Source organism: Bacillus cereus group sp. BceL062 (assembly GCF_051780025.1).
In the GTDB taxonomy this organism is placed as follows: Bacteria; Bacillota; Bacilli; order Bacillales; family Bacillaceae_G; genus Bacillus_A; species Bacillus_A toyonensis.
In genome coordinates this window covers 431,943-456,605 of the sequence record NZ_JBPWGY010000003.1, presented here as the reverse complement: position 1 = coordinate 456,605, position 24,663 = coordinate 431,943, and the positions used below count along the sequence as shown (strand labels likewise).

The window sequence follows — 24,663 nt, the reverse complement described above, 5'->3', positions numbered from 1 at the left end:
TATAGAATATTGGAAGATGAAAGGTTTTGAGAATTTTGTAAGAGGCAAAAAACGATTTTAGGATAGCTTTAAAGCTAGTGTAAAATGACGTTTGCTTCATCATTTTCAGGCCAAAAGGAATTAGGGGAAAGCATCTTGTTTTAAAATGCGGCTATGAATCATCTAAGAGGGGGAAGTGAAGTGGCAAACAAAGAATTGAAAAGAGGTTTAGAAGCACGTCATATTCAAATGATTGCTTTAGGCGGAACAATTGGTGTTGGTTTGTTTATGGGTTCAGCTAGCACGATTAAGTGGACAGGTCCGTCAGTAATGCTTGCCTATGCAATTGCAGGTATTTTTATCTTCTTCATCATGCGTGCCATGGGAGAAATGTTGTATATGGAACCAAGTACAGGTTCATTTGCGACGTTCGGTCATAAGTATATTCACCCGTTAGCTGGTTATATGACAGCGTGGAGTAACTGGTTCCAGTGGGTTATCGTTGGGATGTCAGAGATTATCGCAGTTGGAGCGTATATGCAATATTGGTTCCCAGGTCTACCGGCTTGGATACCAGGTGTGATTGCAATGGTTATTCTTGGTGCAGCTAACTTAATTTCTGTTAAGTCATTTGGTGAATTTGAATTTTGGTTTGCGATGATTAAAATCGTTACAATTTTATTAATGATTATTGCTGGATTTGGCCTTATTTTCTTCGGAATTGGTAACGGCGGAGAAGCGATTGGCATATCTAATCTTTGGTCAAATGGCGGTTTCTTTACAGGTGGTTTTTCAGGATTCTTCTTTGCATTATCACTTGTAGTTGGAGCATATCAAGGTGTGGAATTAATTGGGATTACTGCTGGTGAAGCGAAAGATCCGAAGAAGACACTTACAAGAGCGATTCAAAGTACAATTTGGCGTATTTTAATATTCTATATTGGTGCTATTTTCGTTATTGTAACTGTGTATCCGTGGGATCAATTAAGTACAATTGGTAGTCCGTTCGTGGCAACTTTTGCGAAGGTTGGTATTACGGCAGCTGCTGGACTTATTAACTTCGTTGTTATTACAGCGGCGATGTCTGGTTGTAATAGTGGTATTTATAGTGCTGGACGTATGCTGTATACGTTAGGTGTAAATGGACAAGCACCGAAATACTTTACGAAAATTTCTAGTAACGGTGTTCCATTATTTGGTACAGTTGGTGTAATAATTGGTTTAGCGGTTGGTGTAGTTTTAAGTTATATTGCGCCAAAAAACTTATTCGTATATGTGTATAGTGCGAGTGTACTTCCAGGTATGGTACCATGGTTCGTCATTTTAATTAGTCAAATTCGTTTTAGAAAAGAAAAAGGGGCAGAGATGAAAGATCATCCGTTCAAAATGCCATTTGCTCCTGTTACAAACTATTTAACGATTGCCTTTTTAATTATGGTATTAATCGGAATGTGGTTTAACGATGATACTCGTATCTCACTAGTTGTAGGTATTGTTTTCTTAGCTATCGTTACAATTAGTTTCTATGCTTTCGGAATAGGGAAGCGAGCGCCATTAGATACTCAAAATGATCAAGAAATTTCAAGTAAATAAAGAAGAGGCTGTTCATCTGGAACAGCCTTTTCTTATTGTTGTTATTTGTCGATAAATCGATATATCTTGTCAAATTATTGATATAATTTGATTTGTGGTAGATATATTGGAAAAATCGTTGATATAATTTCACATACTATCTGTCACTATCATGATTAAAATTTCTCTAATACGATTTTTCCAATGGTGTGCCCGCTTTCAAGTAGTCCATGTGCTTTCTTTAAGTTTTCAGCGTTAATTGGTGCTAATGTTTCATGTAAAGTGGTCTTTAACATACCTTCATCTAATAATTCGCTCACTTTATTTAATAGTTCATGCTGCGTAATCATATCACCAGTTTCATACATCGGCTTTGTGAACATAAACTCCCAAACAAAGGTCGCACTTTTACTTTTTAGAATGCCCATTTCAAGAGGATGTTCATTTTCTACGATAGAGCAAATTTTACCTTGTGGTTTAATTACTTCACCTATACCTTGCCAATGCTGATCTGTATTATTTAAGCAGAAAATATAATCTACATCGTTGAATCCAAGGCTTTGTAGTTGCTCTTTTAAAGGTTTATGATGGTTAATTGTATGGTCAGCTCCAAAGTTTTTCACCCATGCTATCGTTTCATCGCGAGACGCAGTTGCGATTACATTTAATCCAGCCCATTTCGCAAGCTGAATTGCGATTGAACCGACACCACCAGCTCCGCCGATAATTAAAATGTTTTTAAATGTATTTTCGCTTTTCTTAGCGTAATTAATGCCTAAACGCTCGAATAAACCTTCCCACGCCGTAATAGCTGTTAAAGGAATTGCTGCAGATTCAGTATCACTTAAAGTTTTAGGTTTTTTACCAACGATTCTTTCATCAACTAGGTGGTATTCACTATATGTACCTTGTCTCGTAATACTTCCAGCGTAAAACACTTCATCGCCTTCTTTAAATAACGTACAACTTTCGCCAGTTTGTACGACAACACCACTAGCATCCCAGCCAAGTATTTTCGCTACATCTTCTTTTTTATCTTTCGGAGAGCGAACTTTTGCATCAACTGGATTAACGGAAATCGCGTTAATTTTAACAAGTATATCTCTTCCTACGGCAACAGGTCTTTCAACTTCAATATCAATTAAACTGTTTTCTTCTTCAATAGGTAAGTATTCATGTAAACCAATTGCTTTCATTTGTAGTCCCTCCATTAAAGTAAGAATCATTTACTCCTTTATTATAGATGGTGAAATGCTGTTATGTAAAAAGTACATTTTTTTGTATGCTGGAATGAAAGAGTAGAAGGAGTTTATTTCTAAAAAGTAGAATTTTTTACTGTATTGTTTTATTCAAAACGAAATGTAAAGGTGGATACATAATGACGGTAAAGAAGCTTTATTTCGTGCCAGCTGGTCGTTGTATGTTAGATCATTCTTCTGTTAATAGTACGCTCACACCGGGGAATTTATTAAACTTACCAGTATGGTGTTATTTATTGGAGACAGAAGAAGGGCCAATTTTAGTAGATACAGGTATGCCAGAAAGTGCGGTTAATAATGAAAATTTATTTGACGGTACATTTATTGAAGGGCAGATTTTACCGAAAATGACTGAAGAAGATAGGATCGTGAATATTTTAAAACGCGTTGGTTATGAGCCGGAAGACCTTCTTTATATTATTAGTTCTCACTTGCATTTTGATCATGCAGGGGGAAATGGTACTTTTACAAATACACCGATTCTTGTGCAGCGTGCTGAATATGAGACGGCACAACATAGTGAAGAATATTTGAAAGAATGTATATTGCCGAATTTAAACTACAAAATCATTGAAGGGGATTATGAAGTCGTACCAGGTGTTCAATTATTGTATACACCAGGACATACACCAGGACATCAGTCACTATTCATTGAGACGGAAAACTCTGGCCCAGTGTTATTAACGATCGATGCATCGTATACGAAAGAGAATTTTGAAGATGAAGTGCCGTTCGCGGGGGTTGATTCGGAATTAGCTTTATCTTCAATTAAGCGTTTAAAAGAAATTGTTAGGAAAGAGAACCCAATTGTTTTCTTTGGACATGATATAGAGCAGGAAAAGAGCTGTAAAGTGTTCCCGGAATATATATAGTGCAAAAAGTCATGAGCTTACGTGCTCATGACTTTTTCGTTTAAATAATTTTTTTAAATAAGTTATAAACCTTTTTTGAGCTATCTTCATTTAATTGATAGTACGTAAGGTTTACATCATCAGGAGTATCTTGCTGAGCAATCATCACTTCGTTACTATGATGGTCAACTATCCATACGAAATATTTTTTATAAGTTCCATCTTCGAAAGTAATCCACATATCACAATCTATTAAATCTGATCCTTCTTCATCTAATGTTAATTTGCCTTTTTTTGCGGTATTCATACTGTTAATAAACGTTTTTAATTCATCTGTTTTTGTGAGAAAGATATCCTTTTTTGTTTTAATTGATTCTACATGTATATCTTTTATTTCCTGTTTTCCTAAAAAAACAGGGGGCTCATTTGGATCTCGCGAGCTTGAAATAATAGTAGCTTTCTTTTTCGGTTTATTTGCAGTATAGAGATCTTGAATAGATTTTCCCGAGTTTATAAACCATACAATTCCAGAAATAATTAATACGCTACCTAGCAATAAAATAATTTTTTTAATAGGGTTTTCTCCTCTCTATTACTTCGTGTGAAGAGCTTTTCTATTAATATATGATAGGTAAGCGTAAAGTATTATAGTTGAACTTGGTTATGCTTCACAGTTTTTATCGGGCGATCTATGAGTAAATTGTAAGTGAGCCCAATTAATACGAAAATGCCACCAATAACTTTACCGATTGAGAGTTCATTTGTCAGGAAGAAATCAATAATAGTCCCCGCAAATAATTGTCCGATAAAGATGAGTAATGTTAAATAAAAGGCTGATATTTTAGGAGTAATATAGTTGGATAATGAAATAACGATAACGCCTACTAATCCACCTAAGTACACGGCGATAGGAATAGATTGCAACGTATGAATAGGAATATACAATGAATCTGAACTGAAAATTAAAAATAACATAGAGAAAAATAATCCAGTAATATAATTGAAAAACGTGCCTTCCCAGTTTCCAATTTCCTTTGCTAAATTCGCGTTAATAATTCTAGCAACGACGATAGAAACACCAGCTAAAATAGCGATCGTAATATATAACATATTTTTGCCCCCATTAATATATTGTCATGATAATAATCCCAGAAGAGATGAATGCCAATCCAACTAGTTTTTTCTTTTCAAACTTTGCAACTTTCATTCCTAATAAGCCGAAATGATCGATAACGATGGAAGTAATAGATTGACCGAGTAAACTTAACGCGATTGTAATAGAGGCACCGAGGACGGAGAAACTTATATTATTAAAAAGAACAGTGAATACTCCAATTGCTCCAGCGCTATATAAAAAAAGCGGAATACTTTTATCGAAATGAATTTTATGTTTGTTTAAGATTAAAATGAAAATAACTGCAATTAAACCGACAAGGTGAATGACAACGCTTGCTGTATACTTCCCAATTAACTCGGATAAAATTCCATTCAATGGAAGCATAACGGCGATGAGCACACCAATAAAGACAGAAAGAAAGTTATACAATGTAATATCCCCTTTATATTTCATATTTGTAATGACTGTATCATGCTGAAATTGTGTATTGTTATGACATATGTCATAGTGGAAGAAGAAAATTTTGATTACAATGGGGATGAGTTGTAAAGGTGGGGGACTATGAAGAAAGTATGTAATTCTATTAAATTAGCAGAGTATATGAAGCAAAATAATATTGATTCATTTTTTAGTCATGATATGAAGCCATATATGGAACTTATATTTTTTAAAAAGAATGAGTTTATTTGTAGAGAAAATGAAGAGATAGATTATTTATATTTCTTTGTTGAAGGAAAAGCAAAAGCGTTTAACACATTAAGTAACGGGAAATCGGTATTATTATGTTTTTACGATAGTTTGCAGTTACTTGGAGATGTGGAGTTAATTCATTCTCAAAGAATCACTTCAAACGTACAAGTGATGGCAGATTCGTATTGTGTGGGGTTACCTTTAGGAAAAGTGAGAAATAAGCTATTTCATGATGCGAAATTTTTAAGATGTATTTGCGGATCATTAGCACATAAATTAAACCGACTTTCAAAAAACAGTACAATTAATTTATTGTATCCGCTTGAAAATAGACTTGCGAGTTACATGTTAGCAGCAGGGGAACGAGCAGTTCAGCATGAAAATAGAATTGTATTTAGTGGGAATTTAACGGAAATAGCGGAATTGTTAGGAACGAGTTATCGGCATTTATTACGTACTTTGAATCTCTTTTGTGATAAAAATATAATCAAGAAAAACAATGGTTGTTTTGAAGTAGTGAATGTAGAAGTTTTGAGGGAATTGGCTGCGGATGTTTATAAATAATATATTAAAGTAGGGATTAAGATGAAAATAGCTATAATTTCAGATATCCACGGAAATAGTCACGCTTTAAAATCGGTATTAAAAGATATTACACGTCGCAAGGTCGAAATGATAATAAATTTAGGAGATAGTGTGTATGGGCCGTTAGATCCTTTAGGGACAATGGAAATATTAATGAATAGCGAGATGATACATATTAAAGGCAATTGTGATCGCATGCTTTGGGAACCTATACAAGAGCAATCTACTACACTAACTTTTGTTCAAAATCAATTAACAAATTATCATATAGGTTGGTTAAAACAACATCCTTCACAATTTATTGTAGACGATATGTTATGTTGTCACGGTACGCCGACTTCGGATGAGGTGTATTTATTAGAAGAGATGGACGAAAATGGTGCAATATTAAAGAATGAAAAAAATATAATGGATCAACTCCAAAATATAGAACAAAAAATAATAGTGTGTGGACATACGCATATTCCTAGAGTTGTCTATTTAGCGAACGGAAAGATCATTATAAATCCAGGAAGTGTAGGACTTCCAGCATACAAAGATGAGTTACCTGTTATGCATAAAATGGAATCAGGAACTCCGCATGCAAAATATGTAGTGATAGAAAAGGTTTTGGGAGAATGGACAATTGAACAAATTTCAGTTCCTTATAATTGGGAAGAAGCTGCTGAATTGGCTGTTCAACAAGAAAGATATGACTGGGCACAGGCGCTAAAGACTGGGAAGATAGAATGAAGGGGAGTTTACTTTATGGTAAACTGCTCTTTTTTATTTTGAGTAGATATTGAATTATATAAAAATAAAATGTTATGATTATGGAAACGTATGAACATATGAACAAGTATTCATATGTAAGAGAAGGAGGGATTAGAATGAAAGACCTAATTATTATTGGAGCGGGTCAAGCTGGATTAACAATGGGACATTACTTGAAGCAAGAAGAATATAATTTTTTACTACTCGAGGCAGGAAACCGAATTGGTGATTCATGGAGAAATAGATATGATTCTTTACAGCTCTTTACACCAAGGGAATATAGTAGTTTACCAGGGATGATATTAAAAGGAGAAAAGAATGAATTTCCACATAAAAATGAAATTGCAATGTATTTAGAAGAATATGCACAGTATTTTCAACTACCGGTACAATTGCAAACGGAAGTTATAAAAATAAGAAAGGAGGAAGAAATATTTGAATTGCACACTCCTACAGAAATTTTACAATCGAAAAAAGTTATTATCGCATCAGGTGGTTTTCAGCAACCGTACATCCCCTCATTTTCACAACATCTTTCATCGCATGTTTATCAAATACATTCATCACAATATAAATCACCATCACAAATTCCTAAGGGAAAAGTACTAGTAGTAGGTGGAGGAAATTCGGGAATGCAAATTGCAGTAGAACTTGCAAAGACTCATGAAGTTACAATGTCTATTAGTCATCCTTTAACGTATTTACCGTTACATCTTTTTAGAAAAAGTATTTTCAATTGGTTAGAAGAATTGTGTTTATTGTACGCCGAAGTAAATACAAAGAGGGGGAAATGGTTTCAAAAGAGAAAGGATCCTATTTTTGGATTTGAAGGTAAGGAACTCATTCGTAATGGAGCAATACAACTACAGGAAAAAGTAGTAAGTGCATCAGAAAATAACATTATGTTTCAGAACGGTGAAACATATAGTGCAGAAAGCGTTATATGGTCAACTGGTTTTGTTCAAAATTATAATTGGATTGAAATTGAACAAGCAGTGAATGAGAAAGGATTTCCTAATCATATAAAGGGAATAAGTCCAGTAAAAGGATTGTATTATATCGGATTGCCGTGGCAATCTCAAAGGGGTTCTGCACTTATTTGTGGTGTAGGAAAGGATGCAGCATATTTGCTTTCTGAAATCAAAAAAATAGATCAGTAGCAGCGACTACTGATCATCCATATGTACATGAATTAGGAGAGGTCAAACATTTATTAACTTTATTATAATTGATTTTCATAAGAATAAAAACTGAAAATTCTAATTTTATGTTGAGAAAGTTTTTTGTATCGAAATATATGAAAGAATAGGGGGTTTTTAGTAAAAGGAAATATGATATTTATATTTTACTAAAGTGTGATATAGTCAATATAGGATTTATTTCCTTAAATTGGTTTTTGTAGTCATTACATTTTTAAAGCAGAAAGGGGAAGTAATTATGAAGTTTGATGATCAACGCTTACTAGGAGTTCGATTAGGTTCTGTACTTGTGACAGAGGAAAATCAATATTTAGTAATTAAGAAAAAAGATCATTATGCACTGTTAAATATACATAATTTAGAATGCACTCATGTTGAAGTGCAGTTAGAACATTTGGAAGAAATGTTGCGGGAAGATTTCCAAGAAAGTATAACGGAAATTATCGCACCAGAACATATAAAAATTGTTGCGAAAAATGTTATATAGATAAAGAAGCTGGAAGGAACAGCTTCTTTATTTTCATTATAAGGATAACGTTTTTACAACCTCACCAATGATCCCTTCCATTTGATGAACACCTAAATCGGAATTGGTCATAATAACAGCACCATCCCCACAGTATGGATAACAAACCATCATACATTGAAATCCGACGCCCCATCCGAGTGAATAAATCTGTAATTCTTCATTAGAATCATCTAGAAAAACACCTAATCCAGTCCATTTTGAGCAACCTTGAGGAGAAATCATGTCTAGTACAAATTTTTGAGAAAGTTTTAGTTTGCCCTTTCCTGGTAAGGAATGAATGATTTCAATGACTAAAGCTGATAAGTCAGTTGGTGTTGTCCAAATGCCTGAAGCAGCTGCGAATGGATAAAATGGAAATCTCTCATTTGCTACAGTTCCATCTTTATTATGGCCGCAAGCAAAAACATCAGTTTTATCTATGTCTTTTGGAGAGAAGAGTGTACTATTTTTCATTTGTAGTGGCTGGAAGATATGTTCTTCTAATAACTGATTAAATGATTTTCCTGTAATATCTTCTAGTAGTAGCTCGATTATACAAAAGTTTGCGTCCGAGTAATGAAATTCACTTTCTGGTTTATAAGCTACTTCTATAGGTACGGGGCAATATAGTGTTTTACCGGAAAGGAGCTCAGACATATTAGGTAATCCTTTTGCAGGTGTATAATGTTCAAAACTATTAGGTGGATCAATGAGTCCAGATTGATGGCTTAATAAGTTTCTCAAAGTGATGCTTTTTTGTGAAGTAAATAGATTGGTAGGAATGTTCCAAGATGTGAGTTTATCATTTACGTCTTCATCTAAATATGCGATACCTTGCTCTGATAATGTTAGTACGAGCATTGTAGTGATGAATTTGCTGATAGAGCAAGAATTAAAGAGAGAATTTGTAGTAACAGCTCTAGTTGTTCCAGCTTCAAGTGTTCCAAAGGCAGTCGCTTCATCTAGTTTGCCATTACGTATAACAGCGAGGCTTAAACCTGCAACGGAATATTGATTCATTTTCTCGTATATATTGCTACTTTTTAAGTTCATGGTGACTCCTTTCTTTAAAGACAGAATATTATTTTTATTATACAGTAGTAAAAAAAAGAAAACACTTCGTCATTCACCAATGAAGTGTTTTCTTTTTTTAGTTAGTTTGAAGTGAACTTTTGAAAAAATTTGTCTCGGTACATGTACATAACCCATGAGAGTGTTATTAAAGAAATAATGATTTGTTTGTTTTTAATTGGTGCATTGAAAACAAGCCAACCAACTATATCAAATAATAAATGTAGCACGATTGAAAGAACTACAAATTGAAGTAACGTATTTAAAAATCTTTTCATAAAGTGTCCCCCTAAAATAATAGGTTTTATTAACAGTTTGATATAGTAGTATTATACATTAAATGTTTGAAGTGGTAAAATTTACATAAGTTAGTGAAATAAAACAAATGAAAGTTAGTAAGGGGCAACATTCATGGAATTCTGGATGGTTATACCGATAGTAGCCTTTGGTTTCATTTATATCGCTGAAAAATTAACTACAATTGAAAAGAAAAATGATGCGCGTTTAAAGAGAATTGAAGATAGATTACAATTAATTACGAAAGAAATGGGAATTATAGAAAGAGAACCTGAAATTAATAAAGAACTACGCCAGCTTGTAGAAGAAGGCAAAAAAATTACAGCAGTTAAGAGAGTAAGAGAAGCTTTTGGTTTTTCCTTACTAGAAGCGAAGCAATATGTTGATAAATTATAAAAAAGATCATCCATTTGGGTGATCTTTTTTCACTGCACCATGCGTGTATTTACATAAGCGGCGATAATAAAGTGTCCAATTATAATGATAGGAATAACGATCGTGACATTAGGAGTAGTGAAGACACTACCGATTGTGGCAATGACACCAGCAACTAAATTATAAAGACCAACTATTTTTGATAACTTCACTTTATCAGGCACGCGGCGTTCGTTGAATCCTGATAAGAGCCAAGTGTATTGTTTTACTCCAATGAAATAAGCTAGTGCAAATGAAAGGATTGCCACTATGAATAATGATGGGGAAGCGAAGAGAGTCATTGCAAACACCTCCGTTAATGGACTATAAATAAATTATAGTCCGAATGTTATAATTTAACAAAATATAATTTTGGTTTTAAGTGTAATAGAAAAATGGAGTATTGGTAATGAGGGGAGATTAAGTATGAATATTGTGGAGTTTCAGAGGTATGTATCAAATTTCAGTAAAGAAAAAGGATTTCAAGATACAACAATTGAAGAGCGCACCATATATACGATGGCGGAATTAGGTGAATTAGCGGAAGTCATATTAAAGCGTGATACAATACAAGATGCGAAAAGAGAGATCGGTTTAGAAATGTTTGATGTAATTTGGAATGTATGTGATTTAGCAAATAAATTAAATGTTGATTTAGAGAAGGCGTTTGAAGAAAAAATGAAAATTAATAAAAAGCGTGAATGGTAAGTAGAATTTTAATTTGTAAAGATGGGTGATATGAATGAAAAAGAAGCTTTTTATAGGAGGAATCTTTACTTTAATTAGTGTAATAAGTGTTGTCGTTTACTTAGTTTTTCAAGGCATATTCATTCCGAATCAAATAAGTGCTGATAAGTATGAAATAAAAGGTGTAGATGTCGCATCGTATCAAGGGGATATAGATTGGAGAGAGTTGGAAAAGCAAAATATGAAGTTTGCGTTTATAAAGGCGACTGAAGGAAGCTCGTTTGTGGATGAGTACTTTTCGAAAAATTGGACGAATGCGAATAAGACAGATATGCGCATCGGAGCGTATCATTTTTTTAGTTTCGATAGTAAGGGTGAAACACAAGCAGAGCAATTTATACGAACTGTTCCAAAATATAAACAAGCACTGCCACCCGTAATTGATGTTGAGTTTTACGCTAACAAAAAAGATAATCCGCCTAAGCGTGAAGATGTTACGAAAGAGTTGGCGGTCATGATTGAAATGCTGGAAAAACATTACGATAAGAAAGTAATATTATATGCAACGCAAGAGGCGTATGATTTATATATAAAGGATGCGTATCCAAAATGTGATATATGGATTCGTAGTGTTCTTACAAAACCGAGTTTATCTGATGAGAGAAAATGGACGTTTTGGCAATACACGAACCGTGGGAGATTAAGTGGTTATAATGGAAAAGAAAAGTATATTGATTTAAATGTGTTTTATGGGAATGAGGAAGAGTTTGAGAATTATGGAATGGAAGATTAAGTTTTAAAGCGTACAAAATTTTGTACGCTTTTTTGTTAATTACATAAAAGTATGCAAATGAAGATGGAACAAACATTTGAGATGAATTGTCTAATATAGGTAATAACTATTTAGCTTGAAAGAAAGGGTTGATAACATGAAAAAGAATACGTTGTTAAAAGTAGGATTATGTGTAAGTTTACTAGGAACAACTCAATTTGTTAGCACGATTTCTTCTGTACAAGCATCACAAAAGGTAGAGCAAAAAGTAATAAAAAATGAGACGGGAACCATTTCAATATCTCAGTTAAACAAGAATGTATGGGTTCATACGGAGTTAGGTTATTTTAATGGAGAAGCAGTTCCTTCGAACGGTCTAGTTCTTAATACTTCTAAAGGGTTAGTACTTGTTGATTCTTCTTGGGATGATAAATTAACGAAGGAACTAATAGAAATGGTAGAAAAGAAATTTCAGAAGTGCGTAACGGATGTCGTTATTACACATGCGCACGCTAATCGAATTGGCGGAATAAAAACGTTGAAAGAAAGAGGCATTAAAGCGCATGGTACAGCATTAACCGCAGAACTAGCAAAGAAAAGTGGATATGAAGAACCGCTTGGAGATTTACAAACAATTACGAGTTTGAAGTTTGGCAATACAAAAGTAGAAACGTTCTATCCAGGGAAAGGACATACAGAAGATAATATTGTTGTTTGGTTGCCACAATATCAAATTTTAGCTGGAGGCTGTTTAGTAAAATCTGCGGAAGCTAAAAATTTAGGAAATGTTGCGGATGCGTACGTAAATGAATGGTCCACATCGATTGAGAATATGCTGAAGCGATATAGAAATATAAATTTGGTAGTACCTGGTCACGGGGAAGTAGGAGACAGGGGATTACTTTTACATACATTGGATTTATTAAAATAAGAAATTGTAGAAATACAAACGAGAGGAGAAATAATTTTCTCCTCTCGTTCTTCTAACTATATTTAAATGCTGAATCTGTCGATTACGCCAGCATATATTACTGAGATTTTAATTCCAAGTATACAAATACTAGTACTGTCATAATTGCAATAACAACGTAAGTAGCATCAAGCATTATAAGTGTTTTTAAAGTTTCAGTCATCGTAATTCACCCCTGTTATAAAAATATAACATGATCTTTTTATTGATTAGATTAGAGATCATAAAGATAAAATGTATATGAAATTTCTTAAGTAGCTTCTATATAAATATATCATATAAATAATGTAAGTAATGTTAAGATAGTGTAAATGTATTGTAAATAAAGAGGTTTACAATAAAGGCTTTAATAAAAAAATGATAGTTCCTTAAAATAAAAAATACGCTATTCTTTCTATTGAATGATAGAAAGAATAGCGTATTTTTATGTCTATTTTCATATGTGATGAATTGCAACTATTTGTATAAGGGATTCAAAAAAATTTTTTCATTGTATATATTTCTCCAAATTAATTATTTAGTTATTTAAAAGTATCGAAAGATGTGTGCACACTAATGTATATTTTTGGATGTCAATAAAAATATTATGTCAACAATATGAACTGTCACAAATCTTTATATATTATTGTGATTGATATCACATCACTTTTTTTCAATGGGTATTATGCTTAAGGTGTAATGAATGATTGGGAGAGGGTGGGATGATATGTTTTGTTATCAATGTGAACAAACGCCAACAGGCGGTTGTAAAGTAATGGGTGTTTGTGGCAAGAATGAAACGATTGCGAGTTTACAAGATACGATTGTGTTTGGGCTAAAAGGAATTGCAGCTTATCGCACACATGCTGCTCAGCTAGGGTATACGGATGCATTTGTAGATGCTACAACACAAGAAGCTTTATATATGACATTAACAAATTCTAATTTTAACGAACAAGAGCATATTGATATGGCTATGAAAGTTGGGAAATCAGCTTTACGGGTGATGGAGTTATTGGATGAGGCACATACGAATCATTTTGGTGTGCCAGAACCTGTACAAATTACACAAAATCGTGTAGAAGGTAAAGCAATTGTAGTTACGGGCCATAATTTATTTGCATTAGAAGAACTATTAAAGCAAACAGAAGGAAAAGACATTAATATTTATACGCATTCTGAAATGCTACCAGCACACGGATACCCGCAGCTGAAAAAATATAAACATTTAAAAGGAAACATCGGTAAGGCATGGTATGATCAAAGACGCCTTTTTGAAAAATTTACTGGTGCCATATTAGCTACAACGAACTGTGTTATGCCAATTAAAGGCTCGTACTCTGATCGATTCTTTTCATATGACATTGCAGGTTTAGAAGGTGTACAAAAAATTGAAAATGATGATTTTACACCATTAATTCAAAAAACGCTAGAACTTCCAGAAGTACATATGGAGTCGGATGAACAGTTAGTGACAGGGTTTCATCATAATACAGTATTATCATTAGCTCCAGAAATTATTGATGCAGTAAAAGAAGGGAAAATAAAGCGTTTCTTTGTTATCGCCGGTTGTGATGCACCAGGGAAAGGTGGGGAATACTATCGTGAATTAGCAACATCACTTCCACCAGAAACAGTTATTTTAACAACTTCTTGCGGGAAATTCCGCTTTAATGATGTGGATTACGGTGTTGTACCTGGCACGGAAATTCCGCGTTACATTGACTTAGGACAATGTAACAACTCCATTTCTACAGTGAAAATAGCGGCCGCTTTAGCAGATGCTTTTCAATGTGAAGTGAACGAATTGCCAGTAAGTATTGTCCTATCATGGTTTGAACAAAAAGCAGTTGCCATTTTGCTCGGGCTATTTAGTCTTGGAATTCAAGATATCCGCATCGGTCCAAAGGCTCCTGAATTTATTTCACCTGGCGTGCTTGATGTATTACAAGAAACATTTGGTTTAAAACTAATTACAAATGCAGCAGAAGATATGGCTATGATGTTATCGTAGCAAAAAATGATCTGTCTTATTAATAAGAAGAGCTAGCCATATTCATTAACTTTGGTATAGTATAGCGCCCCAAAATAAAAATGTAGAATTTTTGTTTTGGGGTATTTTCTTTTCTTAGTGGGATAGGTATGGGGCAAAATAAAAAAAGAAAATAGGCTGTATCGAATAGGTAATAGTTGATTTTAGAAAAAATATAAAAATCGAGTTGACATTCATCGCTACTTAGTCATACAATGTACTTGTAATAAGCAATACTGAGTAGTGTTGTTTCTCAAAATATTTTCAGTAGAAAATAGGTAATAGCGGATTTTAGAAAAAATTTGAAAAGCAGTTGACATCTATCTCTACTTAGTCATACAATGTAGATGTAATAAGTGATACTGAATAGTATGAATTCAAAAAAACTACTCAGTAAAAAATTCGCCTTAGTACTCTGTGATACTGAATATAAGTCAGACAGAATAGGGGGTAAAGGAGGATCAGGACATGGAAAATTTAACTGAAATGCTGAAAGGTTCACTGGAAGGGTGTGTACTGGAAATCATTAGTCGCCGTGAAACGTATGGCTATGAGATTACCCGCCACCTGAATGATCTTGGGTTTACAGAAGTTGTGGAAGGTACGGTGTATACCATCCTCGTACGATTAGAGAAGAAAAAGCTTGTAAATATTGAAAAGAAACCATCAGATATGGGACCGCCTCGTAAGTTTTATTCATTAAATGAAGAAGGCCGCCAGGAGCTTGAATTGTTTTGGAAAAAATGGGATTTTGTATCGTCAAAAATTAACGTCTTGAAGTCAAAATAGGTTCATAAGATAAAATGTTCTGGCCGATACTTTGGGAATTTCTTGTTCGGTTTTATAAAAAAGGAGGAAAATAAGATGTTAGAAATGTTCAAAAAGTTAATTGGTGATAAAAAAGAGTACAAAATGATGATGGCACGAGTTGAGGCTCTGCCAGAGGACTACCAATTTGTATTTAAGAAAATTCAAAACTACATGTGGAATTTCTCAGCGGGTAACGGGATGGATATGTTACACATACAGTATGAATTAATCGATTTGTTCGAAGCGGGTGCAGCGGAAGAAAGACAAGTGCTTGACATTACTGGGGATGACGTGGCTTCCTTTGCTGACGAACTAGTGGCAAACGCTAAAACTTACGTCTCCAAGTATCGTGAAGATTTGAATGAAAGTATTATGAAGAAATTGAGAAAAAAATAAATGGAATAAGTAGTACCGACTGATTAGCTGGTTACACATATGAATTGCCACCATAGCTATTCAGTTATATTTTTAACTCGGTACTAAGTAATACAGAATATCAGTGATACTAAATAGATAGAGGTAAATAAATTATCTTCGCAAAACATTTTTATCCCGCATTAACGGGCAGTAAGACCCCCACCTCAAAATTCAGCGTAAGCAAAGAAGTTAGGTGGGGGATCAACTGCCCGTAAAAGCCCGATTGATTCAACTAATAATCAGTGGGGGATGAACAAAACCCCCACTGATTAAAATTTCACTTTATAGGGAGGAAAAAAGTATGAGTAATGCAGCGATTTCTGTAAAAGGCTTGAAAAAATCCTTTAAAGACAAGGAAGTTTTAAAAGGGGTAGATTTTGAGGTGCAGCGTGGAGAAATTTTCGCGCTGCTAGGCTCAAATGGAGCGGGAAAGACGACAACGGTCAACGTCCTTTCGACACTAATGAAGCAAGATAGCGGTGAAGTAAGTATTTGCGGATTTGATGTACAGCGTCAACCAGATCATGTTCGTCAAAGTATCAGTTTGACAGGGCAGTTCGCAGCTTTAGACGGTATGCTGACTGGGAGGGAAAACTTGATAATGATCGCCAAGTTACGTGGTGTTTCCAATCCCGCTCAAGTTGCTGACAATCTACTTGCAAGATTTAGCCTGACTGATGCGGCAAACCAAAGGGCAGATCAGTATTCAGGCGGGATGAAGCGCCGGCTTGATATTGCGATGAGTTTGCTTGGGGCGCCAACAGTTATTTTTCTTGACGAACCAACGACTGGACTTGATCCTGAAGCGCGAATCGAAGTGTGGGATACAGTCAAGGAACTTGCTGGTAGCGGCACAACGATATTGCTTACGACTCAGTACTTGGAAGAAGCAGAACAACTGGCAGACCGTATCGCTATTTTGCATGGCGGAAAAATTATTACGACAGGTACTCTTGCTGAACTAAAAGAGATGTTCCCGCCAGCAAAAGTAGAGTATATCGAAAAGCAACCGACATTGGAAGAAATCTTTCTTGCGATTATCGGTAAAAAGGAGGGGATGTAAATGAAAAGTAAAACAGGTGTATTACTAGGTCGTTTAATGCGTAACATTATGCGCAGTCCGGATACAATTATTACAGTAGCGATTACACCGATTATGATGATGCTATTATTTGTTTACGTGTTTGGCGGCGCAATAAAAACTGGAACGGAAAACTACGTTAATTATTTATTGCCGGGAATTTTGCTAATGGCTATCGCATCCGGTGTAGCTTACACTTCTGTGCGACTATTTTCGGATGTAAAGAGTGGGCTGATGGCACGTTTCATTACGATGCCTATTAAGCGCTCATCGATATTGTGGGCTCACGTTTTAACCTCTCTAGTTGCTAATGTACTTACTATCGTGGTGGTTATTCTTGTTGCACTCTTAATGGGTTTCCGTTCTAGTGCTAATATTCTAGATTGGCTCGCGGTAGCTGGGATACTTGGGATGTTTACGCTGGCGCTAACATGGCTAGCTATCATTCCAGGATTGAAAGCGAAGTCTATGGAAGGGGCGACTGCTTACTCGTACCCGCTAGTCTTTCTTCCATTTATTAGTTCGGCCTTCGTACCTACTGAAACGATGCCAAAAATTATTCGTGCATTTGCTGAGAATCAGCCTGTAACTTCAATCGTGAATGCGATCCGTGCTTTATTATATGAAGGAACTGTTGGCAACGACATTTGGATTGCGCTCGCTTGGTGCGTAGGTATAATGGTTATCTCTTACATTTTCGCCAGTAAAGCATTTAAACGTCAGTTAGGGTAAGAAACGAGATAAACGAAACCTTCAGGAATAATATATACGTTTAGAAAAGCACGGGAGATTTTCCGTGCTTTTATTATTTTTCATGCTCTCATTGTAGTAAATGAAATGGTATTTAAAAATAGGATGATTGTCCAGTGATAAAGCTTAATATTTGAGGCTCACTGCTTATGGAATATATAAGCACACTCGTTTTTGTAAATCTGCTAATACTTCATCGGGTATTTCCCTGATTTTAATATCCTTCCCTAGGAAAAGTAGCCAATTTGTTATTTCCGTCACTTCATCGGGATTGTTAACATTGATAAAAGTTTTTAAAATGGCTGTAGACTGGTAAGGATTTGTATAAGATATTGATCCTTTTAAAGGATGGTATTTTTTGAACTGGGCAATCGCTTTTGGTCCAAGTTCAAGTACCAAGTTGATTATTTCGTCCTTCTTACTTAGTTTTTCTAAAATCTTTTTCTTATTTAGCCTTTTTTTCGTCGTGTATGGTTCGATATTGGTGAGGTCATCGACAGGAAACATTATCTTCTTTTCTTCTTTTAAGTCAAACCCTTCAATGATCCAATGGCTTTTTTCTTGATAAAGGTGTAGTAGATAAATTGGATAAGATTTGATTTCCTCTTCTTCTTTGATGGTAATCAATAAATGGTTATCCAAAAGAAGGAGTTGGATGAGTTTTTCTAACATAGGATGGGGGAGGTCAGAAAGCTCAAGTAGATCGGGATTATGAGGGTTAGTCCCTTCAAACAGCAAGAGTTGATTTAAAAGAACAAGGTCATCTTGCTGGGTTTCTGAAATGAGTCCTAGTAGTTTTTCTGCTAATGACTGACGACTTTTTAGATAGGGAAGTTGTTGATTCCTCGTAGCCATAAAGGCAATAAAAAGAGCTTTCACTTCATTATCAGTAAAGCGAACAACGGGCAGGATAGAGTTATGCATAACAAAATATCCTCCGGTCCTTCCAACTTCAGCGACAAGTGGCATCCCCATAGCTTCAATTTCTCTAATGTCTCTAATAGCTGTCGATCGTGAGATGTTAAATTCTCGTATGATTTCAGAAATTGTAAAGTGGGAGCGGTTGTTGATATACCGCATAATTGTATTAATCCGTTCGACTTTTTTCATTTTGGTCTCCTAAACAGTATCATTTTTTGACATGGTTTAAAGGTATTATAAACGTATCAGATGAAAAGATAAATCGTTTGATTAATAAAAAAGAGGCAGGTTTTGCAGATGAAAAATTATACTATAGAAGAAAAAGATAGCTTTATCGTGTTAGGTATTGGAACTGAAATTAAGAGTGAATACACAGACTTTGCTGGAATAAATAAAGAAAAGGAAGACTTTTGGTCGGCTGTTAAAGAAGATGGAAGGCTGGACACTTTAAAAGCTTTAGCTACAAATGAATACATTTTTTCCGTGAGCGAAGCGGTGAATAACAAAATGATGTATTATGCGGGTGTCATGACAGAAGCACAAATAGAAGAAGAATCTAGAGTGATTCAGTTTCCTAAGGGGGAATATGTAGTAGTGAAAGGTGAAGGTAAGACGGCTGAAGAGCTAAGTAATAAGCTTACTGGCATCGCCTTCGGTCAAGCTTTACCAGAAGCAAAGGATTTTGCCTATGTTGGTGGACCGAATACAACGGTTGAGATGGGGCAGAGAAATGGCTTATTATTTGGTGAAATGTGGATTCCGGTTGTTAGGAAGTAAAGTGATAAAAGGTGCGAATATGGAAAGTAGAGGCTAACGATCTTGTATTGTTGGCCTTTTTTCTGTGAACATAATATTTATAGTCAGCTACACACTATATTCTGATAAAAGGGAATTACTGTAAGATTGTGTTGGGTGAACAAAAAAGGCTAGGAGTTCTTCTAGCATAAGGGTACAACTTAAAGTCGTAAAAGATAAAATAAATTAACGTTGTAATTAAACTTTAAATGTTAATTACTGTAGCAGTTAAATTACTTTCATTAATAGTGTTAGTTGATGTACCAATTCCCGAGGCATTCAGATTTAGATTGTATATATAAGTGCCGGGGGAGGGGTATCTATCCAGACTACTGAAACATTGTGTGTTCAATTAGTTGAAACATTCGCTGGTTTTTGAATATTATCTTGAGATTCTGACTGAACCGTAATAATAAAGGCATCTCTTTTCAGAATAAGAATTGAAGATACACTAAATTCTGTGAGAGGAATTAGAGAAGTATAATTAGTTCGGAAAACCCCTTCTAACTTTACTATTTCATTAACGCCTACACTAATAGCTGGTAATACGAGGGTAGTTGGGCTAGTTGCAGTATTATCACTTTGGTTAAATGTCAGTGAAATAATGCCAGGCGGCCCAGTATCGCCCTTTAGGGCACTATTTTGGGCACTAAATCAGGTGCCTTTTTACATTGGAATCGATGATACGATATTCCTACAGTTACTCGTTCTTTGAAAAGAGCATAACGTGGGGATAACGTATCTATGCGCTCATAATCAATGATCATAGCCGCTTTTCAAAATGTTACTGGAGAACTGGTATGGGCGGTAAGAATCCGCAATAAGGACTAAAAGACCAATTACATTTAAATATTTAGCCACGGTGCGTGAGTGTCGTGGCTTTTGTGTTTCTTATTGAGTTTAGTGTTTTCTATACTAGATTCATAAGTGATATTAAGGAATTTATAAAAAAGGTTACTTCTCATTAACTTTAGATACAAGGATAGTGTAATAGTGAAGATTTTGCTATTCATTTTTTGAATATTACTTTAAAATTTAGATAAAAAGATAGTATTACTTTTGATTAATTTTAAATGTCGAAATTGAGGGTGAATGCTAGTGTCTAAATTTACACAACAGGACCAAGAGGGTTTTAAAAAAAATCTGCTTTATAAAAAAGATAAGAAATTTGTTGAATTTATCGTGGATAGTTATGTACATACCAAGGAGTTTTCTAATGATACTGATAGTTTATCTAATAAGGATAAATTAATGGAGTTAGAAAAAAATGATTTAAAGTATGTGAAAGCAAGAATAGAAAGTTTATCTGAGTACCATGATCCACTTAAAATGGATTCAATGATTCTACCAGCTGTTACGGTTTTATTTTCTGTACTTGCAACTGGATTTTTCGTTAATGCAAAGATGATTAATGGATCCACTAATTCTATGCAGATTAGTGGATTTACCGTAACAGGTTTCTGGATTTTTACAATCATAACTTTTATTCTTTTCGTATTGAGACCTGGTAAAAAGAAGCATAGTAAGATTATTTTCTTTAGTAAACTGGTTGACATATGTATTGAAGAGAAAGAACAGAAAAAAGAGCAAGAAGAAAAGAGAAGAGAGCAGAAAGAGAAAGAACAGGAAGAGCAGGAAAAGCAGGAAAAGAGAAGAGAGCAGAGAGAAAAAGAAGAGAAAGAAAAGCAGCGAAAAGAGAGTGATTATAAGCTAGTACGTTTATACCTTGAAAAACTAGTTATGCAAGAAGAAATGAAGGAAGTAAAAAGAAGCAGAAGAAAAAGATATAAAAAAAGATGATTCGGTGAAAAGCGCCCATTTAGGTGCTTTTTTTGTACAAAACAAACGGACTCAATAAACGAAAAAACAGCGATGTATGAGAGGTGTATTTTATTACATTGCATTTAATTTAAAATAAAATGTGAAACTTTTCAAGAATAGCTATTTTTATTTTGTATAATAAATTTTAGGCGAACGATTCAAAACGTTAAAACAGGGATGTTCAACAATAAATACGCTATGATAATCCAGAATGGCTAAGCGAAAATGAAGATATAAGCGAACTTAATGTGAAAGATAAAAGAGAAAACGCTAAGAATCGTTGGCAAGGAAATGCAACCGAAACAGCTTATAGTAAATATACCGATTTTAAAGATTGGAACAAGTAAAAGTAGCGAATCCGCTTCTTTTTTATTTTGCATAGAAAAAAGGAAACCATAAAGGATTCCTTTTAAATTACGCTGTCTTATAAATTTTATTTTTAATCCTATTTTTAGTATCTATAAATGCGGCGTATGTAGCTATAGCACCACCTAAATAATAGACTTGGAATTTGTGGTCAAAAGCTAATCCTGTAATGAAATTGTAGCTGTATATAAAACAAGTTATACTGAACAACCGTAACATGAACTTTAAATCTTTTAAGCTCAATCTATAATTCTTAATTCTTTTCCACATATGTATCAACTCTTATTGTCATGAGGCTCTGTAGTTTTTCTTTTTAAAATCACGCATGTTGAGGAAAAAGAATAAAAGGAAGATAACAGCTGCGATGCCATTAATCCAGTAGTATGTGCGTCCTGTTGTGAATCCGTTATAGAAGGAATAGACATTCCAAATTATAAGAAGTACTGAACAAACAGTAGAGATCATTAATGAGCCAAAACTTCTCATGATTTTCACCTCGATTCAAAATGTTAAAACTTATTTATAATTTTACATTCAAATAATTAGATTTACAAGAATAGGATGTAATAAAATGATTTAAAGAAATTACCATGAAAATTATTTGAAAGAACTTGGTAAAGGGGAAGGGGGAAGATTGGATGCATTAGCGGATGAGCTAAACGGTGTAGTAAATAACCATTGGTATTCAATCAAATAAAAAGTGCTAACAAGTTTGCAAACGAACTTGCTAACACCTATACGAATTAGACATAAAATGCCGTTGATATTTCATTTAAAAAAATAGACTTATTCAAGGAGATTTTAAAGTTTTACTTAAGGGAGCGAGAAGTATGAATCTTTTCTCTCCTCAATCATGATAAAATGTACAATAGGAAATTTTATGTAACATAAAGGGGGAAGGTTTATGGTCAGCTTGAGTACCTTGGTAGCTTTTGCAATTGTTTCGCTTAGTATGGTTTGTTCACCTGGGCCTAATATGATTTACCTCATTTCCCGTTCCATTACGCAGGGACGTATGGCGGGATTTATTTCTTTATTGGGCATCATGCTCGGATTTGTAATCTATATAATCGCAACTATGTTTGGACTTACAGTTCTATTCGTTGCTGTTCCCGCTGTATATGAAGCAGTAAAGTGGGCAGGTGCTGCTTACTTGCTCTGGCTCGCCTGGAATTCGATAAAACCGGGTGCTACATCTATTATGGAACCTCGTATGATTTCTAATGAGCCACCAAGGAAATTATTTCTGATGGGACTCATGACGAATCTTCTGAATCCAAAGATTGCTATTTTATATGTATCACTTCTACCTCAATTTGAAGATCCAGAGAAGGGATCGTTGCTTTTTCAAGGTGCAGTTTTGGGGCTTACGCAAATCACTGTTAGCTTTATAGTTAACCTTGTAATTGTATGTACAGCAAGTAAAATTGCAAAATGGTTTGGCACACGCCCAACATGGCTACGAGTACAGCGTTGGCTTATGGCAAGTGTTTTAACGGGGCTTGCTGTACGTCTTGCTTTTGAACGTCGACAGTAAGAGCCTCTTTATCTGCAGTTTCTATAATATAACCTAATAAATATTAATATAAGTTATGTATAGCAGATATTTACCTTATAAAATAAGGGGGGAATATTATGACTGAGACAAACGAATTTTCAGGAGTCAATTTGAAAAAAGATGTGAAGTTTTCCATTATAATTCCTGCGCATAATGAAGAAAAGTACATTAGAAAATGTTTAGATTCAATTGCAAAGGCATCAGAGGCATATAAAGAGCAAACGGAAGTTATAGTTGTTTTAAATCGTTGTACAGATAAAACAGAGGAAATAGCAAAATCTTATAATTGTATTACATTGAAAAATAACGATAAAAACTTATCTAAAATTCGAAATGCAGGGGCTAAAATAGCTAGTGGAGAAATAATCGTTACTATAGACGCTGATACCATAATGACAGAGTCTACGTTGTCTAATGTAGATAAATATTTAGCTTCAGGTACATACATTGGTGGTGGGGTGAATGGGAAGTTTGAAAGAATATCTTTAGGAATATTTCTCTCCGCAATGTTAATCATAATCCCTTTACTTTTTAAGTACGGAGCTATATCTGTAGGGATTTTTTGGTGCTATAGAAAAGATTTTATGGCAATCAACGGATTTAATGAAAACATGCTTATGGCAGAAGATGCAGATTTCGCTAAACGTTTAAAAGAATGGGGAAAGAAAAATAATAAGAAATTCGGTACTATTAAAAATGGAATGAAAACTTCATGCAGAAGATTTGATACATATGGAGACTGGACTTTACTTAAAAATCCAAAAGTAATTTTAGCTTATTTAAAAGGAAATGATAGAAAATACGCAGATAAGACATATTATGATAACCAAGAAAGATAAAAATGGAGAAAATCGGCAGAGGATAGCTAGTACTTTTTTAGATATAATGAGAATCCAACTTAATTTAATAGATATTATAAGAAAACCATCAATTTGCTTATCCTTTTTCAAATTGATGGTTTTTATTTTATAAATAAATATGTATTTTTTTATAAAAGTATTTTTTGACCCCCATAAAACTATGTATTCCTCCGAATATGTATAGTGAAGAAAATAATATAGAAGAAAAATGACTAGGAAAGAATATAGAAGCATTAATAAAATTACTAGATTAAGTGGGTATCCAAAATAAAAGGATGAAATTACCAATGGCATAGAGGAGAGTTATTCAAGGATTGCAGATAAAATAGAAAAAGAATAAGCAAAACGAACGGTAGAAAATAAGAAAGTAGATAAAAATACAAACTTAACTTTAGTGCCGAGAGAAAAGGAAAATCATTAAGAAAACGTTGGAAAAAGTTAGACTCGAAAAATATAACTAACAGCAAGAAAACAAGACCGAAGAAAAGTACCAAGAAAATCTGGTTAAATGGTCACTTTTGTAGTGGCCATTTTGCTATTTGAAGGAGG

The 24,663-nt window shown here is 34.3% G+C and carries 29 protein-coding genes; 19 read left to right on the top strand and 10 right to left on the bottom strand.

All coding sequences use genetic code 11. From position 1 onward, the window contains the following. Nucleotides 1-180 precede the first annotated feature (180 nt). Nucleotides 181-1,572, top strand: a complete 1,392-nt coding sequence (locus ACS2MN_RS10625; RefSeq protein ID WP_001284434.1) for an amino acid permease — start codon at nt 181-183, stop codon at nt 1,570-1,572. Nucleotides 1,573-1,727: 155 nt separating this feature from the next. Here ACS2MN_RS10625 and ACS2MN_RS10620 read toward each other — a convergent pair whose 3' ends face one another. Further along, entirely contained in the window at nt 1,728-2,747 is a 1,020-nt protein-coding gene (locus ACS2MN_RS10620; RefSeq protein WP_346994469.1) for a zinc-binding alcohol dehydrogenase family protein, read from the bottom strand. A 182-nt stretch (nt 2,748-2,929) separates the two neighbouring features. On the opposite strand from ACS2MN_RS10620, the gene aiiA reads away from it, so the two are divergent. Next, nucleotides 2,930-3,682 carry a quorum-quenching N-acyl homoserine lactonase AiiA gene (gene aiiA / locus ACS2MN_RS10615; protein ID WP_346994470.1) on the top strand — a complete coding sequence of 251 codons (753 nt, stop codon included), beginning with the start codon at nt 2,930-2,932 and terminating at the stop codon, nt 3,680-3,682. Nucleotides 3,683-3,722: 40 nt separating this feature from the next. Here aiiA and ACS2MN_RS10610 read toward each other — a convergent pair whose 3' ends face one another. The 3 genes from ACS2MN_RS10610 to ACS2MN_RS10600 form a co-directional block, all read right to left on the bottom strand. After that, on the bottom strand, nt 3,723-4,217 hold the full coding sequence (locus ACS2MN_RS10610; RefSeq protein WP_000901704.1) for a hypothetical protein: 495 nt from the start codon (nt 4,215-4,217) through the stop codon (nt 3,723-3,725). Between the two features lie 89 nt (nt 4,218-4,306). After that, nucleotides 4,307-4,771 (bottom strand): DMT family transporter, encoded by a 465-nt coding sequence (locus tag ACS2MN_RS10605; protein WP_000965812.1) that lies wholly within the window; start codon nt 4,769-4,771, stop codon nt 4,307-4,309. Nucleotides 4,772-4,784: 13 nt separating this feature from the next. Continuing rightward, nucleotides 4,785-5,231: a DMT family transporter gene (locus tag ACS2MN_RS10600; RefSeq protein ID WP_346994471.1), complete on the bottom strand. Its 447-nt coding sequence runs from the start codon at nt 5,229-5,231 to the stop codon at nt 4,785-4,787. Nucleotides 5,232-5,339: 108 nt separating this feature from the next. Here ACS2MN_RS10600 and yeiL point away from each other — a divergent pair, with 108 nt between their 5' ends. The 4 genes from yeiL (at nt 5,340) to ACS2MN_RS10580 (ending at nt 8,492) form a co-directional block, all read left to right on the top strand. Further along, complete coding sequence (yeiL, locus tag ACS2MN_RS10595) at nt 5,340-6,032, top strand: transcriptional regulator YeiL (protein WP_000754839.1); 693 nt, start codon at nt 5,340-5,342, stop codon at nt 6,030-6,032. 21 nt (nt 6,033-6,053) lie between these two features. Then, complete coding sequence (locus ACS2MN_RS10590) at nt 6,054-6,785, top strand: metallophosphoesterase family protein (RefSeq protein ID WP_098805584.1); 732 nt, start codon at nt 6,054-6,056, stop codon at nt 6,783-6,785. A 137-nt stretch (nt 6,786-6,922) separates the two neighbouring features. Further along, nucleotides 6,923-7,966 carry a flavin-containing monooxygenase gene (locus tag ACS2MN_RS10585; RefSeq protein WP_346994472.1) on the top strand — a complete coding sequence of 348 codons (1,044 nt, stop codon included), beginning with the start codon at nt 6,923-6,925 and terminating at the stop codon, nt 7,964-7,966. 277 nt (nt 7,967-8,243) lie between these two features. Continuing rightward, nucleotides 8,244-8,492, top strand: a complete 249-nt coding sequence (locus ACS2MN_RS10580) for a hypothetical protein (RefSeq protein ID WP_000666948.1) — start codon at nt 8,244-8,246, stop codon at nt 8,490-8,492. A gap of 36 nt (nt 8,493-8,528) precedes the next feature. Here the strand turns inward: ACS2MN_RS10580 and ACS2MN_RS10575 are convergent, their stop codons facing one another. Beyond that, nucleotides 8,529-9,566, bottom strand: coding sequence for a serine hydrolase domain-containing protein (locus ACS2MN_RS10575; RefSeq protein WP_346994473.1), 1,038 nt, complete (start codon nt 9,564-9,566; stop codon nt 8,529-8,531). A 101-nt stretch (nt 9,567-9,667) separates the two neighbouring features. Then, a complete protein-coding gene (locus tag ACS2MN_RS10570; protein ID WP_000819662.1) occupies nt 9,668-9,862 on the bottom strand; it encodes a hypothetical protein in 195 nt (64 codons plus the stop codon). Between the two features lie 133 nt (nt 9,863-9,995). Here ACS2MN_RS10570 and ACS2MN_RS10565 point away from each other — a divergent pair, with 133 nt between their 5' ends. Further along, nucleotides 9,996-10,277, top strand: coding sequence for a hypothetical protein (locus tag ACS2MN_RS10565; protein WP_000397728.1), 282 nt, complete (start codon nt 9,996-9,998; stop codon nt 10,275-10,277). 29 nt (nt 10,278-10,306) lie between these two features. Here ACS2MN_RS10565 and ACS2MN_RS10560 read toward each other — a convergent pair whose 3' ends face one another. Continuing rightward, complete coding sequence (locus tag ACS2MN_RS10560) at nt 10,307-10,597, bottom strand: DUF3784 domain-containing protein (protein WP_000171769.1); 291 nt, start codon at nt 10,595-10,597, stop codon at nt 10,307-10,309. A 124-nt stretch (nt 10,598-10,721) separates the two neighbouring features. Here ACS2MN_RS10560 and ACS2MN_RS10555 point away from each other — a divergent pair, with 124 nt between their 5' ends. The 8 genes from ACS2MN_RS10555 to ACS2MN_RS10520 all read left to right on the top strand — a co-directional run bounded on the left by ACS2MN_RS10555 (nt 10,722) and on the right by ACS2MN_RS10520 (nt 17,775). After that, complete coding sequence (locus tag ACS2MN_RS10555; protein ID WP_001028133.1) at nt 10,722-11,003, top strand: MazG nucleotide pyrophosphohydrolase domain-containing protein; 282 nt, start codon at nt 10,722-10,724, stop codon at nt 11,001-11,003. 34 nt (nt 11,004-11,037) lie between these two features. Next, entirely contained in the window at nt 11,038-11,775 is a 738-nt protein-coding gene (locus tag ACS2MN_RS10550) for a glycoside hydrolase family 25 protein (RefSeq protein WP_000727669.1), read from the top strand. A 136-nt stretch (nt 11,776-11,911) separates the two neighbouring features. Further along, entirely contained in the window at nt 11,912-12,685 is a 774-nt protein-coding gene (bla2, locus tag ACS2MN_RS10545) for a BcII family subclass B1 metallo-beta-lactamase (RefSeq protein WP_200203186.1), read from the top strand. Nucleotides 12,686-13,430: 745 nt separating this feature from the next. Further along, nucleotides 13,431-14,717 carry a hydroxylamine reductase gene (hcp, locus tag ACS2MN_RS10540; RefSeq protein WP_087948756.1) on the top strand — a complete coding sequence of 429 codons (1,287 nt, stop codon included), beginning with the start codon at nt 13,431-13,433 and terminating at the stop codon, nt 14,715-14,717. A gap of 486 nt (nt 14,718-15,203) precedes the next feature. Next, nucleotides 15,204-15,524 carry a PadR family transcriptional regulator gene (locus tag ACS2MN_RS10535; RefSeq protein ID WP_000429488.1) on the top strand — a complete coding sequence of 107 codons (321 nt, stop codon included), beginning with the start codon at nt 15,204-15,206 and terminating at the stop codon, nt 15,522-15,524. A 75-nt stretch (nt 15,525-15,599) separates the two neighbouring features. Continuing rightward, a complete protein-coding gene (locus tag ACS2MN_RS10530; protein WP_346994474.1) occupies nt 15,600-15,941 on the top strand; it encodes a DUF1048 domain-containing protein in 342 nt (113 codons plus the stop codon). A 322-nt stretch (nt 15,942-16,263) separates the two neighbouring features. Beyond that, nucleotides 16,264-17,025, top strand: a complete 762-nt coding sequence (locus ACS2MN_RS10525; RefSeq protein ID WP_346994475.1) for an ABC transporter ATP-binding protein — start codon at nt 16,264-16,266, stop codon at nt 17,023-17,025. After that, nucleotides 17,026-17,775: an ABC transporter permease gene (locus tag ACS2MN_RS10520; RefSeq protein ID WP_200203185.1), complete on the top strand. Its 750-nt coding sequence runs from the start codon at nt 17,026-17,028 to the stop codon at nt 17,773-17,775. Nucleotides 17,776-17,940: 165 nt separating this feature from the next. Here the strand turns inward: ACS2MN_RS10520 and ACS2MN_RS10515 are convergent, their stop codons facing one another. Continuing rightward, entirely contained in the window at nt 17,941-18,903 is a 963-nt protein-coding gene (locus ACS2MN_RS10515; RefSeq protein ID WP_000755054.1) for a helix-turn-helix transcriptional regulator, read from the bottom strand. A 108-nt stretch (nt 18,904-19,011) separates the two neighbouring features. Here ACS2MN_RS10515 and ACS2MN_RS10510 point away from each other — a divergent pair, with 108 nt between their 5' ends. Together ACS2MN_RS10510 and ACS2MN_RS10505 are read left to right on the top strand one after the other, a co-directional pair. Beyond that, nucleotides 19,012-19,491 (top strand): GyrI-like domain-containing protein, encoded by a 480-nt coding sequence (locus tag ACS2MN_RS10510; protein WP_000801034.1) that lies wholly within the window; start codon nt 19,012-19,014, stop codon nt 19,489-19,491. Nucleotides 19,492-20,607: 1,116 nt separating this feature from the next. Beyond that, entirely contained in the window at nt 20,608-21,309 is a 702-nt protein-coding gene (locus ACS2MN_RS10505; RefSeq protein WP_346994476.1) for a hypothetical protein, read from the top strand. 435 nt (nt 21,310-21,744) lie between these two features. Here ACS2MN_RS10505 and ACS2MN_RS10500 read toward each other — a convergent pair whose 3' ends face one another. Together ACS2MN_RS10500 and ACS2MN_RS10495 are read right to left on the bottom strand one after the other, a co-directional pair. Continuing rightward, nucleotides 21,745-21,966, bottom strand: coding sequence for a hypothetical protein (locus ACS2MN_RS10500; protein ID WP_346994477.1), 222 nt, complete (start codon nt 21,964-21,966; stop codon nt 21,745-21,747). A gap of 18 nt (nt 21,967-21,984) precedes the next feature. Beyond that, a complete protein-coding gene (locus ACS2MN_RS10495; protein WP_002104975.1) occupies nt 21,985-22,182 on the bottom strand; it encodes a hypothetical protein in 198 nt (65 codons plus the stop codon). A gap of 418 nt (nt 22,183-22,600) precedes the next feature. Here ACS2MN_RS10495 and ACS2MN_RS10490 point away from each other — a divergent pair, with 418 nt between their 5' ends. Both ACS2MN_RS10490 and ACS2MN_RS10485 read left to right on the top strand, forming a co-directional pair. Then, nucleotides 22,601-23,233, top strand: a complete 633-nt coding sequence (locus tag ACS2MN_RS10490; RefSeq protein WP_023522590.1) for a LysE family translocator — start codon at nt 22,601-22,603, stop codon at nt 23,231-23,233. Between the two features lie 98 nt (nt 23,234-23,331). After that, entirely contained in the window at nt 23,332-24,093 is a 762-nt protein-coding gene (locus ACS2MN_RS10485) for a glycosyltransferase (protein WP_346994478.1), read from the top strand. Nucleotides 24,094-24,663: the final 570 nt, after the last annotated feature.